This window comes from Lentzea sp. NPDC036949 (assembly GCF_055608075.1).
This window is the reverse complement of sequence record NZ_JBVJRA010000007.1, coordinates 336,862-350,847: the sequence shown is the minus strand read 5'-3', so window position 1 is coordinate 350,847 and position 13,986 is coordinate 336,862. Positions and strand designations below refer to the sequence as shown.

Here is a 13,986-nt window from a genome sequence, read left to right as displayed (position 1 = left end):
TGAGAAGTCCGGCTCGCTCTTCAGCACGAATTACGGCGTCGGCCGAGCGCGTCGGCAGGAGCACGCTCAGCCGCGGTGAGGGCCCGCTGTTGTTCAAGTCGAACGCGGCGAACAAGTAGGTACATGTTCATAGACAAGTACGGCGCCCACCGCTACGTGCCCTTCGAGGCAACTGACCTCGCCTCCGGCGCGTGGACCGCGTCGAAAGGCTTCAAGCTGCACCGCGCGCGGCACGGCGCGGTGCAGCCGGTGTCCAGGCCGAGTACGACAGGCTCAAGCGGCGGTTCGGCTGAATCTGCCAGGTGAACCAGCCGTGACAGTGGCGGTAGCGTGGCCGGCTTTCCGGCAGGATGGACGGGTGGCCACCCGCGACCTTGACCGTAAGCTCCTTTGGGGGCGTTCGGGCGGCCGGTGTGCGATGTGCGGCACAACGCTGATCGCGGAGCGGACACCGCTCGACCACGAGGCGATCCTCGGCGAGCAGGCGCACATCGCGGGGAAGGAACCGACCAGTGCCCGGCACGGCGAGTGCGATCCGGACGTGGTCGACCACTACGAGAACCTGATCCTCCTGTGCGGAGACGACCACACGAAGATCGACAAACAACCGCTTCACTACACGCGAGAGCTGATCCTGCGCATCAAGCAGGACCACGAGCGGCGGGTCGAGCGCGCCCTCGAACGGCAGGCGTCGACCGGACCAGGCCGGTTCGAGGCGAGCGACCTGTCCGCCGCAGTGCCAGCCAACCTGGTGGGGCACCGCCTGCGCGGCCGGGACGACCTGCTGGCCGAGTTGGTCTGCCTGGTGGGCACGACCGGCGGATCAGTGGTGCTGCGAGGAACCGGCGGGTGCGGCAAGAGCGCGCTGGCCCGCGCGACCACAGAACAGGTGCGTGACCATCGCACCGTCTGGTGGGTGGACGGCTCCACGCGCGCAACTCTGGTGGCGGGTTTGTTCGAGGTTGCCGTGCAGGCGGGTGCGAACCGCGCCGAGGCCCGCGAGGTGTGGAGCCGTGGCGAGTCCGCGCAGGACTTCCTCTGGCATACCCTGGGCTCCCGGCCTACGCCATGGCTGCTGGTGGTCGACAACGCGGACGATCCGTCCCTGCTCGAAGGATGGATCCGCGAGCCGCCGGGCGGGAACACACTGCTGGTGACCACTCGCGACCACCGGCCGCCGCGCTGGTCGCCGAACGCTGTCCTACACCAGCTCCTCCCAATCACCTCGGCTGACGGCGCCGCCGTCCTCACCGACCTCGCCCCCGAGGCAGGCAGCGCGTCCGACGCCGAGGTCCTGGCCGACCGGCTCGGTGGCCTTCCGCTGGCGCTCATGCTCGTTGGCCGCTACCTGGCGCGCACGAGCGCCGGGCCGGCGTTGCCGGAATCGCGGCACGCCAGGACTTTCGCCGGCTACGCCGCCGCGCTCGACGCGGAGTTCGCCGTCACGATCTCGGCCCTCGGCCGCCGGGTGCCGAGCGATGAGGTGCTGGCCCGCACCTGGGAGAAGTCTCTGGACCTGCTGGACTCCCAGGGCGTGACCGCGGCCCGGCCGGTGTTCCGTCTGCTGTCGTTCTTCGCGTCAGCGCCTGTTCCTACCGCAGTCCTCAAGCCGAGCGTCCTGAGGATCGCTCCCTCACTCTTCGGCGAACTCGACTCCGACGGCCTCGAAGACGCGGTCGACGGCCTGCTCTCGTGCGGACTCCTCGACCACCAGCACTCGGCGATGCCATCCGCACGAACGGACACGCTCAGCCTGCACCCGCTCCTGGCGCAGATCAGCAAAATCCAACCGGACGTCACAACCAGCATCCGGATCTACCGAAGCCTTCGCCTTTCGCTCCTGTGCAGGACTGCGGACGAACACGACCCACGAGATCACGCAAACCGGGCGACCTGGCAACTGCTCCTGCCCCACTGCACGTTCACCTCGGACGACACGGCGCACACCGCGGGTGACGGCGACCTCGTCCAGGCACGCCTGGCCTACTGCGCGGCGGAGTACACCAGAACCGCCGGACTCTGGACGGCCGCCGAGGAGTTTTACGACCTCTCACTCGACTTCCTGCTGAAGCAGCTGCCGGACACACATGAGGACGTGCTCATCACGCGCCACAACCGCGCACTGCTCAAGCTGGACCGCGGGCACTACGGCGAGGCTGAGTCGCAGTTCCGACGCATCACCGACGAAGCCGTCGAAACACTGGGCGAAGACCATCCCCGTGTTCTCGCACACAAGCACGAACTGGCCCGTCTGCTTCGGGCACGGGGAGATCTCGAAGGCGCACGACGAGAGTTCGCGAGCATCGTGCCGATGATGACCACGGTGCTCGGATCCGAACACGAGCACACGCTGGCGGCTCGCCACGAACAGGCGCGCACCCGGTTCGACCTCGGCGATCTCGACTTCGCGGAACGCGAGTTCACCGAGGTGCTGGAAGCGGTGAGCAGAACCGCCGGACCACAGTCGCCTATCGCGCTCACCTCCCGGCACGAACTCGCGGGCCTGGCGCTGCGCCGAGGCCATCGCGAGCGGGCGCGTGCCCTGTTCGAAGACCTGCTCGCGATCGAGACCGAACTCCAGGGACCCGATCACCCCAACACCCTGGTCACCAGGGCCGAACTGGCAGGTCTGGCGCTGGAGCACGGCGACGCCGTGGCCGCGGCGGCCGAACTCAGGGCCGTCGTGTCCGCGTGGCACCAGATCGACGAGAACCACCACGACGCGCTCATAGCACGAAGCCTGCTGGTCCACGTGCTCATGGCGGAGGGCGATCTCGCGGCCGCGGTGGCCGAGCGACGTGCGATCGCGGTGGCACAAGGCGCACCCCCACGCTCCGAGGCGGACGACCGGCACGAGCTCGCGGACACCCTGTTCGCCGCGGGCCACTACCCCGAAGCAGAGGCCGAGCTGCGTGCGGCCGCAGCCGCACAAGAGCGGATGTTCGGCGCCAGGCACCCGGACGCCCTGGTCACCCAGGCCAAGGCCGCGACCTGCCTGGTGCTGCAGGGTGACGTGACCAGGGCGCTGACTGAGCTGACTGATCTGCTACCGCACCTGGAGAACGTGCACGGACCAGGCTCCGAGTACGCGCTGATGGCCCGGCTGAACCTCGCGCACGTCCATCAGCTGCTGGGCGACTCGGCTGCAGCGATGTTCGAACTTCGCCTCGTCCTACGCCTCAGCAAGCACGGGTCCGACAAGTCGACGGAGATCACCGCTCTCGCGCGGGCGATGCTGCGGACCTGGAAGAGCGAGACCGCCGGGGAGTGACCCGTCACCACGACTATTGCTCCACATAGAACACTAGACGTACGAAGTGCTCGTCGCCGACGCCCTGGTGCCTGACGGCGCTGAGGACCGCGCCGCTACTGCGGGCCAAGAGTGGCGCGAGTGCCGCTAGCTCACATAGGCCACACTTGCCTCAGCGGAACAACTCGCGTGCCCACAACTCGCGTACTCCTCACACTTTTTGCGCAGCGGATTGGAATTTCCGTCTACTGCAACACGAACCTGTGGGGTGTCAAAGCTAGGCTTGACGGTCTGACCTGCGCGTCAGGCGGCCGCGGGTTCGTACTTGTTGATCAAGCCGCCGAGTGCTCGCCGACGACGAACGGACCTACAGCCTGACCATTCCCTAGACGTCCGACAGATCCATCGAATACGTGGCGTTCAAGTCGCTCGCCTCCGCGATGTCCGCCCTGCTGACCAGGAACCACCCGCGCAAGCAACCGTCCGCCGCCGCCGCCGTGAACCAGGCACTCGCCGAGATCACCGCCAATCGCCACGAGCGGACGTGGACCGCCGTCCCCAGCACCCGCGAGCCCTGACCGCTCAACCGAGCAGCTTCACGAGCTTCGCCGGCGCCAGCACGCGGTAGCTCTCAGTCAGCAACTCCCGCACCTCGTCCCAGTCCACGTCCGGCAGCACCTTCAGCCCGACCACGTCCTTGCCCCACGCCGCCCGGAAGAACGGCTCCCCGGCTCCGGCCAGGGCGTCGAACTCCTCGGGCTGGGCGCGGAACGTCATGATCACTGTTGGTTCGGTGAGTTCGGCGGCCCGGCTGTATACCCCGGTCTCACCGGGATGCGCCGTGAAGACGTGCACGAAGCTGCGGTTGCGGATGCTCCACCGGATGCCCACCCACGCCGCTTGCTCGGTGGCCTCCGGCAGCGCGGCGCAGATGGCCCGCACCTCGTCCAGGACCCGGTCCGGCACGTCCGCACGATCGTTCACGGCGCACAACGCTACGCGCCCGCTCCCCCATCCACGGGCATGATCGCCCCGTTTCACCATCGATGCCCTGTCGCTGAGCAGCCAGGCCGCCACCTCGCCCACCTCGCGCGGTTCGGCCATCCTGCCGAGCGGGCTTGAGGCGTTGTAGTGCGCGATGACGCCGGGGGGTCGCGGCCCCCACTGACCGATCATCGCCATCGCGGTGCCGCCGGGGGGTGATGCCGTTGCCCCTGATGCCCTCCTTCGCCACGTAGCGGCGGCGCTCTCGGTGAGGCTGTTGACGTCGCGCTTCGTGGCGCCGTAGGCGGGCAGGACCGGGGTTGACGCGGCAGCTGCCGATGCTCGACGTGTTCATAGTTATGTCTCCGCCTCCCCGTCGCTTGAGGGGCCGCCTGTACGGACGATTCCGACCCCAGGTGCAAGGCCCGAGCAGCTGACGTCAGCGTGGCGCTGCGTCCTTCACCGCCCGAGGCGGTGAGCTTTTCGCCTTATGACTACGGGTGGACACTCCGGCCCACGGTTGTGCGAGTCGATCTATTACCCGCACGGCCCGCATGCCTAATCCGCGCCGGTAACCGGCGCGCCTCTCAATGCGCCATCCGGGAAGCCACCACTCGCTGGGGCGGCATGGTCGAACCGATCGTGCCGGTCGTTGGCTCCAAGTCGTCGAGGACGCCGGACTCGAAGAACTCATCGAGGTCGGCCGACAACCGAGCTCAACGGAGTGCTCTGCGATCATCGAGACCATGACGAGCGTTCCGCCGCCTCCGGGTCTGCCCGGACACCACTACCGCACCACAATGGACATCGACGGTTCGGCACCGATCACCTTTGACATGACGGTGCCGGGCTCGATGAGCGAGATCAACATGGCGACGCTGCGGATCTCCAGGTACGGAGGCCCCACCGCCGAGGATCAGGAGTTCCGGCGGCAGCTGTACCACCTGGTCGGCGCGGTCACCGTCGCAGGCGGGCACGTCGAGACCTCGATGAAACGGCTGCTCCTGCTGCTGCGACGCGACGACAGCAAGTTCTCTCTGGTCGACAAGACCTGGAGCGACCTCCACAAAGGACTGGTCTCTGAGTGCACGGGTGCTGACAAGCGTCGTGACGAACTCAAGCGCATCCTCGACTGGGCAGAGGAGAACCGGATCAAGGAGCGGCGTGACAACGTCATTCACGCGTACTGGTGGAACTATGCGGGCTGCGGAGTGCTCAGATCCAGGTTCTACCGGCGAGACGATGGCGCTCAGCTCATCGGATCCCTGAAGGACCTCGAGGAAGACGCGAACCTGCTCTTCCTCTACGCCCTGAAGCTCGACGGGCTGCTGGGCGAGAGCTGGGCACGAGCCACCCTGCCTGGACCTACCGGATTCCCGGAAACTCTGGATCAGTAGCCCGCCACTGGCGTTGAGGCGTGGCGGATCACACCCAGATCTGAGGTGCTTCCCGCATGGCGACCGCAGGTCCATGCCCACACGCAGCGGGAGCACCACACCGGACACCTTTGTCCGGCTTGCCGCAAGCGACCAATGCGGCGTCACACGCCCCGTTGAAGGTTCGTCTGCGCGCGTCAGGCCTCGTGACCAAGTCCGGCGCGCCGGACTTGGTCACGCCCCGGATCGGGCGGTGCCACGTGGCACCGAAGTCACCTCCCGAACATCTCGCCGAATCTGTATCGCCGGACGACTCCGGCGAGCCGCCTCTGACCGTTCCGAACCGCAAGCCTCAGTTCCACAAGTCAACCGGATGGCATCAGGTCATTCGTGAAGCCTGGGTTCACACCGCCGGCTCGCGTGTTCGCGACCCGTTCCGTGAACTCGGGTGCGCGGAGGTTGAAGCTGATCACCTCGGCGCAGGCCTCACCGGTGTTCAGCTCTCGGACGAGCTGCGCCAGCACGAGGGCCGCAGTCGCGGTACCGACGAACGAGGCGCCGACCGCTCGGCCTGCGATCGCGACGACACCGCATCGCGCCTCGGCTTCGGTCTGGCCGGAACGGACGCCGTCGGCCACCAGCTCGTCGTACGCAGGCGCCGCCACAGTTCGCGGAGCTGCCGGAGGAGGGAACGCCTGGTCGGTCGTCTGCCCGGACGGGAACGACTGGACGAGCACGTCGTAGTAGGTGTCCGCGGTGTCGCCGATGCCCGCGTCGACGTAGCGCCCGAACCCCGCGGACGCGGCCCACTGACGCGCCGCGCGGTTGTCGAGCCCGCCGAGGGCCCAGCTCGGGTCGGCGCCCTGGGGACGCGTGTCCTCGTCGAAGGCTCGCTCGATCAGCCGGGTGGTGAAGCCAGCAGCCTCCAAGCGGCCCCCGACCACCCTCGTTTTCAAGGTGCCGATGTCGGCGGGCTCGCTGAGCAGCCCGGTGCTGATGTTCGCTTCGACCACGGAGTCGGTGTCCTGCAAGAACAACACGACCTCCGCCGGGTTCGCGTACGGGAGCATGCCGAGGCTCCACCCGTACGCCTGGCCGAGGTGCCCGAGGCCGATCAGCCACAGCCTCGTCGGCAGGATCTCGCACGTCTCGCCGACGGCCTCCGGGTTCTGCCACGGCACGCCCGGTTCCCACAACGAGATGCCCAGCGCGCGGCGCCCCGCCCTGCTGTCGCCCCTGGCGTGCTGGAAGAGCTCGCACACCGCCAGGGATGCGGCGGCCACGCCGGAGAGCGGGAACTCCCGCGACTCGGCCAGCCGTGGGCCACCGGTGGGCACCAGTCCGGCCGCCCATCCCTCCCAGGTGAGGGTCACGTCGATCTCGTGACGCGGAGCCATGTCCGGCGGTGTGCCGATGCGCAACACGGGCACCGACGTGTCGAGAGCGGTCACCACACGACCGCCGAAGCGGCGTACCGCGTCGGTGAGGCCGAGCCCGTTGGCCCAGCCCGCCGACAGCACAGGGTCGGCATCCGTGACGACGTGAACTCCGCCCGGAAAGGCTCGTACGCCTGTCGCCACGGCGGTGAGCAGGGCCGCCTGGAGCGTCCGGGAGCCGGTGATCGCGGGACCGACGGCGATCTGAAGGCGGTAGCGCTCCACGAGTCGCCAAGCCTCCTCGACGTTCCGGGCGCGTCCCTCGTCCAGTTCCAGCTTCAGGGTCCGGTGCAGTGTGTCCGACGTCGGGATGGTCACGCCCACCATCCGATGTACAGGGCGGCTTTGGCGTCCTTGCCCGTGCTGCTCGACCACCCGTCGTCGCCCAGGTACCGGTGCACGCCGACCTCCTTCGCGTGGACGGGGTGGGAGGCGAGGTCGGGAACGATCAGTGCCACGTGTTCCCTCCTGGCGATCATCGGGTTGGCGGCGTCGGTGTGGCTCTGCCAGACGTCGCCGTTGAAGTGGGTGTGCACGTCACCGATCACGCGCAACCGCTCGCGGTCGCAGAGTTCCCACAACCTCGGGAAGCCCTCGAACCCGAAGGTGATGGCACCGGTCAAGGAGTTCGGGTCCAGGTCGTCGTAGAACACGACACGCCGGACCGTCCTCGGCGCTGAGTCGCGGTCGCCGAGGAGGAACGCGCCAGCCTCACGACGACCGCCCGCGCGCTCCCCCAGCCCCCGGATCAGCCGCCGCCACGTGCGGCGGCTGATCCGGAGACGTGCACTCCTCCCGAAGAGCCGCTCGCGGATCACGCTGCCCCCAGGTAGTCGTCGTCGTTGAGCATCGTGTGGACCTTTCCCAGGAAGAACGTGAGGTCGCGGTCTGGAGTCCACATGTCGCCTGGGTACCGGTTCGGCCAGTCGGCGTGCCCCGCCAGCGCGACCCTGTCGAAGGGTGCGTACAGCGCCCGGCCGGCCTCCCAGTCCATCCGGAACACCATCCCGACACCTTCGCCCCTGGGACGTCGACCTGCCGCGAGCTGGCCTCCCGTACTCAGGTCCCACGGCTCTGCCGTCGGCGCCTGCTGGGGGTAGCCGGTCAGGTCCATGCGCAGAGCGATCTCGTCCGGCCCACCCGGCCGAGGAGCCGCCGCGACCGCGACGACGAGGACGGGCCAGCCGAAGTCGACGACCCGCCAGCGCCCCGCCGCGACCGCCGCTTGGAATCGGGCGGAGTCCAGGTGAGCCAGCACGGCCCGTTCGTCAGGAGTCATCCCTGGTACCGGGCCTTCGGAGCCAGGTCGAAGCACAATCGCCCGTCCGACGCCAGCGAACCGACGTGGGCGTACCGGTCAGCCTCGGTCTCCGCACCGCACACCGCCAGCGTGTGCTTGGCCCGCTCGGTGGCCGGCAGGTCGAACCCGGACTCGCCCACCGCCCACCTGAACACCCGCTGCACGTGGACGTTCGGCCCGAAGCCCCTGGTCTTCGTCTCGCCTGCGTAGCGAACGCTGACCTCGATCTTCTTGCGCCGGGCCACGTGCACGCGGGCGCCGTCGGTCAGGCCTGCTGCGTCCAGCGTGGCGCTGCGGTCCAGCGACTCGTCGACGTCCTCCAGCCAGGCGGTGGCTTCCGCATCGCCATTCCCCAGGTCCGCCCGTCCGATGAGGTCTCCGACAGTGGACGCCCCGTCCAGCTCGATCGTCTCGGGGTTGGCGTGTTCCTCGCGGTGTACGAAGAGCCGCATGCTTGACTCCTTTCAACTGGCAGACGAGTTCACTCGACTGCCGGTATCCTTGACCCAGCAGGTCAAGGATAATCTCTTTACCTGAGAGGTTAGCCGATCTCGTGGAGCTGCGCATCCCCGATTCGGACTTGGCACGTTTGTGCTGCTCACGGGCAGCCATGGAGGTCAGGTGGGGCCAGGGCTGGACGGCGGTCGCGCGCCGCTTGTGCGAGATTCAGGCCAGTGCCGACGTCGCGGCGCTGACACACCTGCCGGGAGCCCACGTCCGAGCTATGACTCAGAGCGACTACGAGATCACTTTCAGCGAAGGCGTTATCGTTCGCCTTCGTGTTGATCTCGCCTGGCCCGACTCGGACGTCGTTCCCGCGCGCCGAGCATCGGTCGCCGAGTTGACCGCCGTGACCGCGCACGTGACGGAGGACGTACAGCGATGACCGACCAACCGGTGACGTTCGCACCCGACTATGCGTTCCCTCCCGGCGACACGCTGCGGAGCAAGCTGTCCGAACTGGGCATGGCGCAGACCGACCTGGCAGACCGGTTGGGCATGTCGGAGAAACACGTCTCGCACATGATGAAGGGGCATGCGCCGCTCACCTACGAGACCGCGGTGGCGCTCGAACGCATCACCGGCGTGCCGGCGAGCACGTGGAACGGCCTCGAGTCGCACTACCGCGATCACCTTCTCCGCGAGAAGTTGAGCACGGTCGGGCCGAACGAGGCCGAATGGCTCTCGCTCCTACCCCTGACCACCTTGCAGGAACGCGGCTACATCAGCGACGCGACCCCGAACGGACGCACCCTCGGTGAGACCCTGCGCTTCTTCGCCGTCGCCGACATCAAGGCCTGGAACAAGGTGTGGAGCCAGCCCATCGCCTCCTTCCGCCGATCCGGGGCGCACGCCGTGAACGCGGAGGCAACCGCCACCTGGCTGCGTATCGGTGAAATCAAGGCGCAGGAAATCGACTGCCAAGCTTTCGACGCATCCGCCGTGCGGAAGTTGCTACCCACGCTCCGCAAGCTAACTCGATCAAAGGACTTCATTCATCAGCTAGTGCAGCTGTGCGCGACGGCCGGGATCGCAGTTGTCCTCGAACCCGAGGTATCCGGAAGCCGCGTTCACGGAGCATCACGCTGGCTCACCCCCAGAAAAGCATTGATCCAGCTCACAGACCGCCAGAAGAAGGAAGACATTTTCTGGTTCTCCTTTTTCCACGAGATAGGCCACCTACTTCTGCACTCGAAGAAGGCCAGCTATATCCACGACGGCAGCGAAGACAGCTTCATCGAAGATGAAGCGAACGATTTCGCCCGAGACCTACTCATTCCACCCAAGTGGCTGGATCGTCTCATGGAAACGCGCACCCATGTCGAAATACAGCTACTTGCTGACGAGATCGGTGTCTCAGCAGGCATCATCGCCGGAAGGCTGGCACGCGACAATATCAGCGGATGGAACTGGGCAAAAGTGAGCAAGCTCAGAAAGTCCATGTGCATTAGCGAAAGCTGAGCCTGAAATCCAGGCGGATCTCCAACTAGCTGCGGACACCTCGGCGTCAGCAGACCACGGGAGCACCCCAGGCCGAGATGTACTTGCGCGGTCTAGCCTCAGCACGACACTGAGACTAGACCGCGCATTGAACCAATACGCCCGCCGCTGGCGATCTCGTGAAACCTAGGGCTGGTAGTAAATCCGGTAGCTGAGACGGGCAACTCCCGGTGAGGCAGCGGAGCAACAGTGAGACATGCTGAGCTCATTCATGCAGCTCGCAGCCACTATACTGAGACGAGTGCAACGACCTGACACTCGACAGGATCCGTTCACACCGAAGAGGTCACTGGTTCGATCCCAGTATCGCCCATTGCAGGTCAGCGGCCCGGAACCGTTCAGGTTCCGGGCCGCTGACTTTGTCGTACAGCAGCAAAGTACAGCTGCGGGTCAGATACCGAGTCTTTCACTCAGCTGCTGTAGTGCCTTCCGCGTCGACTCGTCGTAGATCTCGGTGTAGATCTCCATCGTGACTTTCATGTTCGCGTGCCGCGGGATGCGCATGATCACCCGAGGATGCACGTTCAGCTCCGCGAGCAGCGATGCACAGCTCCGCCGGCCGTCGTGCACCGTGATGTTCGGAAGGCCCGCCTTCTCACACCGACGGTCCCATGACCGGTTAAAGTTGCGCGGCTCGATCGGCGTGCCGGATGGTGAACAGCAGGCCACATTCCTGCCAGGCGACGTCCGCCTCGACTCGATCGCCTCGCGTTGCTTCCGCCGCAGCGGCGATCAGAGGCATGGGCAACGTCTCGTCCGAGGCTGCCGTCTTGGTCTTGCGGTGCAGGAGCTTTCCACCCACCCGTTGGAGCTGGTAGGCGATGTCGAGAACCTGCTCGACCTCATCAACAGCGTTCTCGGGAAGCCCCAGCACCTCGCCCTTGCGCATGGCCGTCGCAATCACGAGCACCGTACGCGGCGTAGAACGGGTCATCGTCCTGCCGGCCGAGACCAGGAACATCTTCACTTGCTCGGTGGACCAGCGGTTGCGCTTGAGCTTGCGCCAGCGCTCGCCAGCTCGCTTGACCTTGAAGAGCGTCATTACGTTCTTCTTCAGCAGATCTTCGGCCATCGCGTGGGTGAGCGCCGACCGCAGGCATCCCCTGATGTCGTTCAGGGAGCGCAGCGACAGCAGCTCTTGACAACACTTGCCCAGTGAGCAGCAGCGCCGCTTGCCTCTGCGCGCCGAGCGTCCTTGCCTTGCGCGCAGCACTGGCAGGTCCGGGCGAGCTTGTTCATCCAGAGCTGAGCGTCGCGCACGGTGAAGTTGAGCGGCTCCTCCCCAGCCCAGGCACGATATGCACGCGTACGAACGTCTCGTAAGTCTTGTGCGTGAGCGGTGCGAGACACGGCTTGAAGACGGATGCTGCGAACTTTACATACCTCAGTTGCTGAATCTCGTGCATACGATGCTAGACATACCCGCTTTGCTTCTGCGCAACCGCGCAATGAGGTACCAGAATCGTTTCGTAGCGAAACTCCAGCGGAAATGAAAATTGGACTTCTACCCAGCGCCACACTAAGAGAATTCAGCAAAGAGATGCGAGCCGATAGCGCGATAACATAACTGACTCCACCAAACTGAACAACGCACCGTTCATGGCACGTTCGGAGTAAGATTCCGATCGACTGATGCGGATGCAAGAGACCAACAGACTGGTCGTCGCCTACCAGAAGGGTCTTCAGCCAGTGCCCCTGGAAGCATCTGACCGCCTTATTCAGTTATCTGCCGGAGCGCGAGTCATTCCCCGAAGCAACGTTCATGCCTGCGGCGCCGGCCTGGACGACCCGCTGCGGAGAGCGCGCAAAGCGAAACCGGACACCTCAAAGCACGACTTAATCGTTTTGGTCAGCGTGTGCAAGCCAGCGTGCACCTTACCGGAGCCAGCAGCATGATCTTGTCGGTATGGATCAAACTGAGATCACCTGACTTATAGCGACTGTGGATACATGCCGACGGAGCCGCTTGCAAATGCATATTTGATCTGACCCCCGCAGTTCTAGTTCACCTAGGGCACTATGGACTAGGTAGAGCTATTACCGGTTACAATAGGTCATACTCTTCCGCTGAGTTCAAACACCCCACTCCTCTGTTCCGAGCGAACTTTCCAGTTGTGATCGAGCAATCTAGCCATGCGCTCGTCGATTAGGATGACGTTGCTCTTGCGGGATGAGGTTTCACACAGGTCTGCGGCGCGATGCACTCCGGATCCGAGCACTACTCGCTTGCGGTGACGAGCGGGACCGATCAGCGTTTCCCTGTAGCTGCCGTATGCAAGTCCTATTCGGCTGAATACTGGACCCACTTCTAACCGAGACGCTAGCCATGACTGCTTAATCACTTGGAAGGCCTCGACAGAGGCTACCGCCGCCTCAGCTGCTCTCCGAGCCACGACTGTCGGATCAGAACTAGCATCCTGAGTAAATAGGAACATCGCACCGTCGCCCAGATACTGATCTATGACCCCTCCTTCATTCAAGACGATGTCGGCCACTTGACTGAGATAATCATTAATGCACGTGATTGCTCCGGACTCATGCAGCACGTCGAACAATGAAGACGACGCACTGAGGTCACAGAACATGATCGCCGCGGGCGACGGACTAGGTGGCGAGTAGAGACCAACCTGGACGTAATTCTCTTCAGCCCGAACAAACTCCGCTACCTTGAGCGCGATACGCCCGCTCTCCGCCACGGCCATGACTTCATCCTGCTCACTAAAGTTTCGGCCATCAGCTCGGTTGAGGAACTGGGCGACTCCAACAGGAATCTGGTCGACGACGAGCGGAATTGTCAGCATCTCTCTGGTAACGTGATTGGCCCGCTTGTCCACCCGCGCCGAAAAATCCGGATTGTCGTATGGGTTTGCCACGCGCAGAGGCTCGCCGCCGCGAAGTACCTTTCCCGCGATCGAATCCCGGCCGACCAAGATCTTTCGCAACTGACCCGCCGCCGGACCGTGCAATGCCAGGAAGAATAGATACTCGGAATCAGGATCCGGGTCGCGGACCAGCACTGAACTCTCGGTGGCACCAAGCCTGCGCATGAGATGGCCGAGGCTTGACTCGACCTCCTGTTGTAGCGTCTGGCCATTCGAGAGGGCGGCAGTAGTTCCGGGCAACCGATCACGCAGGTCCATAAGCATGCGGCGCTCCGCGGCGCTCTCAGCCTTCGCAGCGGCAGCTGAGGCTTCGGCTACAGCTTTCATCGCCTCGGCTGACGCTTGCGCAGCCTTCGCCTCCGCCTGGGCGACCTTCGCCTCCGCCACGCGGTTGACCGCCCACCACATCACACTTATGACAGCGGTTGCCGCCGCGACCGCTGCGCTGACCCACACCCATGGCTGCACGTACGAACAGTCGCATCGAGGTCACCCTCGTTACAAGCAAGGCCACAGGCGACTTGGTTCTCGCCGCCTGATACTAGGGATGACCTGGAGTGCTACCTGCCAGGTCTTGCCACTCTGTTCAGGGCCTCTGCCACCAAGGGCAAGTTGCCATCTGACGACGCAAGCACCGCACGCTGGAGTCGTATCACACCTCAACTGGACCGATACACAGCTCGTGGAGAGCCGCTGGTACGAAGGTCCGTCATCGGACCGGTAGCCGAGGCGAGCTAGTGGCGCGTCACGCAACGTC

13 protein-coding genes and 1 pseudogene are annotated in these 13,986 nt (G+C 65.2%); 5 read left to right on the top strand and 9 right to left on the bottom strand.

Going from position 1 to position 13,986, the window contains the following annotated elements; all coding sequences use genetic code 11:
- Window positions 1–358 precede the first annotated feature (358 nt).
- Together ACZ7CD_RS21955 and ACZ7CD_RS21950 are read left to right on the top strand one after the other, a co-directional pair.
- Window positions 359–3,271, top strand: coding sequence for a tetratricopeptide repeat protein (locus tag ACZ7CD_RS21955; protein ID WP_470374591.1), 2,913 nt, complete (start codon window positions 359–361; stop codon window positions 3,269–3,271).
- A gap of 392 nt (window positions 3,272–3,663) precedes the next feature.
- Window positions 3,664–3,828, top strand: a complete 165-nt coding sequence (locus tag ACZ7CD_RS21950) for a hypothetical protein (RefSeq protein ID WP_470374592.1) — start codon at window positions 3,664–3,666, stop codon at window positions 3,826–3,828.
- Window positions 3,829–3,832: 4 nt separating this feature from the next.
- Here ACZ7CD_RS21950 and ACZ7CD_RS21945 read toward each other — a convergent pair whose 3' ends face one another.
- On the bottom strand, window positions 3,833–4,234 hold the full coding sequence (locus ACZ7CD_RS21945; protein ID WP_470374593.1) for an MmcQ/YjbR family DNA-binding protein: 402 nt from the start codon (window positions 4,232–4,234) through the stop codon (window positions 3,833–3,835).
- Between the two features lie 114 nt (window positions 4,235–4,348).
- A pseudogene (locus ACZ7CD_RS21940) lies at window positions 4,349–4,546 on the bottom strand (short-chain dehydrogenase); the annotation flags it as partial.
- A gap of 434 nt (window positions 4,547–4,980) precedes the next feature.
- Here ACZ7CD_RS21940 and ACZ7CD_RS21935 point away from each other — a divergent pair.
- Complete coding sequence (locus ACZ7CD_RS21935; protein ID WP_470379591.1) at window positions 4,981–5,631, top strand: hypothetical protein; 651 nt, start codon at window positions 4,981–4,983, stop codon at window positions 5,629–5,631.
- A gap of 344 nt (window positions 5,632–5,975) precedes the next feature.
- Here ACZ7CD_RS21935 and ACZ7CD_RS21930 read toward each other — a convergent pair whose 3' ends face one another.
- From ACZ7CD_RS21930 to ACZ7CD_RS21915, 4 genes are all read right to left on the bottom strand, one after another.
- Window positions 5,976–7,364 carry a hypothetical protein gene (locus tag ACZ7CD_RS21930; protein WP_470374595.1) on the bottom strand — a complete coding sequence of 463 codons (1,389 nt, stop codon included), beginning with the start codon at window positions 7,362–7,364 and terminating at the stop codon, window positions 5,976–5,978.
- Entirely contained in the window at window positions 7,361–7,699 is a 339-nt protein-coding gene (locus ACZ7CD_RS21925; RefSeq protein WP_470379590.1) for a hypothetical protein, read from the bottom strand. Before ACZ7CD_RS21925 ends, ACZ7CD_RS21930 begins: the two co-directional genes overlap by 4 nt.
- A gap of 161 nt (window positions 7,700–7,860) precedes the next feature.
- Complete coding sequence (locus ACZ7CD_RS21920) at window positions 7,861–8,325, bottom strand: DUF7665 family protein (protein ID WP_470374597.1); 465 nt, start codon at window positions 8,323–8,325, stop codon at window positions 7,861–7,863.
- A complete protein-coding gene (locus ACZ7CD_RS21915) occupies window positions 8,322–8,798 on the bottom strand; it encodes a hypothetical protein (RefSeq protein WP_470374598.1) in 477 nt (158 codons plus the stop codon). The genes ACZ7CD_RS21920 and ACZ7CD_RS21915 overlap by 4 nt, the downstream gene beginning before the upstream one ends.
- Before the next feature lie 101 nt (window positions 8,799–8,899).
- Here ACZ7CD_RS21915 and ACZ7CD_RS21910 point away from each other — a divergent pair, with 101 nt between their 5' ends.
- Together ACZ7CD_RS21910 and ACZ7CD_RS21905 are read left to right on the top strand one after the other, a co-directional pair.
- A complete protein-coding gene (locus tag ACZ7CD_RS21910) occupies window positions 8,900–9,232 on the top strand; it encodes a hypothetical protein (RefSeq protein ID WP_470374599.1) in 333 nt (110 codons plus the stop codon).
- On the top strand, window positions 9,229–10,308 hold the full coding sequence (locus ACZ7CD_RS21905) for an ImmA/IrrE family metallo-endopeptidase (RefSeq protein WP_470374600.1): 1,080 nt from the start codon (window positions 9,229–9,231) through the stop codon (window positions 10,306–10,308). The genes ACZ7CD_RS21910 and ACZ7CD_RS21905 overlap by 4 nt, the downstream gene beginning before the upstream one ends.
- Before the next feature lie 429 nt (window positions 10,309–10,737).
- Here the strand turns inward: ACZ7CD_RS21905 and ACZ7CD_RS21900 are convergent, their stop codons facing one another.
- The 3 genes from ACZ7CD_RS21900 to ACZ7CD_RS21890 all read right to left on the bottom strand — a co-directional run bounded on the left by ACZ7CD_RS21900 (window position 10,738) and on the right by ACZ7CD_RS21890 (window position 13,637).
- Window positions 10,738–11,016: a tyrosine-type recombinase/integrase gene (locus ACZ7CD_RS21900; RefSeq protein WP_470379589.1), complete on the bottom strand. Its 279-nt coding sequence runs from the start codon at window positions 11,014–11,016 to the stop codon at window positions 10,738–10,740.
- On the bottom strand, window positions 10,967–11,560 hold the full coding sequence (locus tag ACZ7CD_RS21895; protein ID WP_470379588.1) for a site-specific integrase: 594 nt from the start codon (window positions 11,558–11,560) through the stop codon (window positions 10,967–10,969). The genes ACZ7CD_RS21900 and ACZ7CD_RS21895 overlap by 50 nt, the downstream gene beginning before the upstream one ends.
- An 841-nt stretch (window positions 11,561–12,401) precedes the next feature.
- Window positions 12,402–13,637, bottom strand: coding sequence for a GAF domain-containing protein (locus tag ACZ7CD_RS21890; protein ID WP_470379587.1), 1,236 nt, complete (start codon window positions 13,635–13,637; stop codon window positions 12,402–12,404).
- Between the last annotated feature and the right edge of the window lie 349 nt (window positions 13,638–13,986).

Coding starts and splice junctions, on each gene's coding strand:
- ACZ7CD_RS21905 (WP_470374600.1), top strand. CDS start 9,229: ATGACCGACCAACCGGTGACGTTCGCACCCGACTATGCGTTCCCTCCC.
- ACZ7CD_RS21935 (WP_470379591.1), top strand. CDS start 4,981: ATGACGAGCGTTCCGCCGCCTCCGGGTCTGCCCGGACACCACTACCGC.
- ACZ7CD_RS21890 (WP_470379587.1), bottom strand. CDS start 13,637: ATGTGGTGGGCGGTCAACCGCGTGGCGGAGGCGAAGGTCGCCCAGGCG.
- ACZ7CD_RS21915 (WP_470374598.1), bottom strand. CDS start 8,798: ATGCGGCTCTTCGTACACCGCGAGGAACACGCCAACCCCGAGACGATC.
- ACZ7CD_RS21920 (WP_470374597.1), bottom strand. CDS start 8,325: ATGACTCCTGACGAACGGGCCGTGCTGGCTCACCTGGACTCCGCCCGA.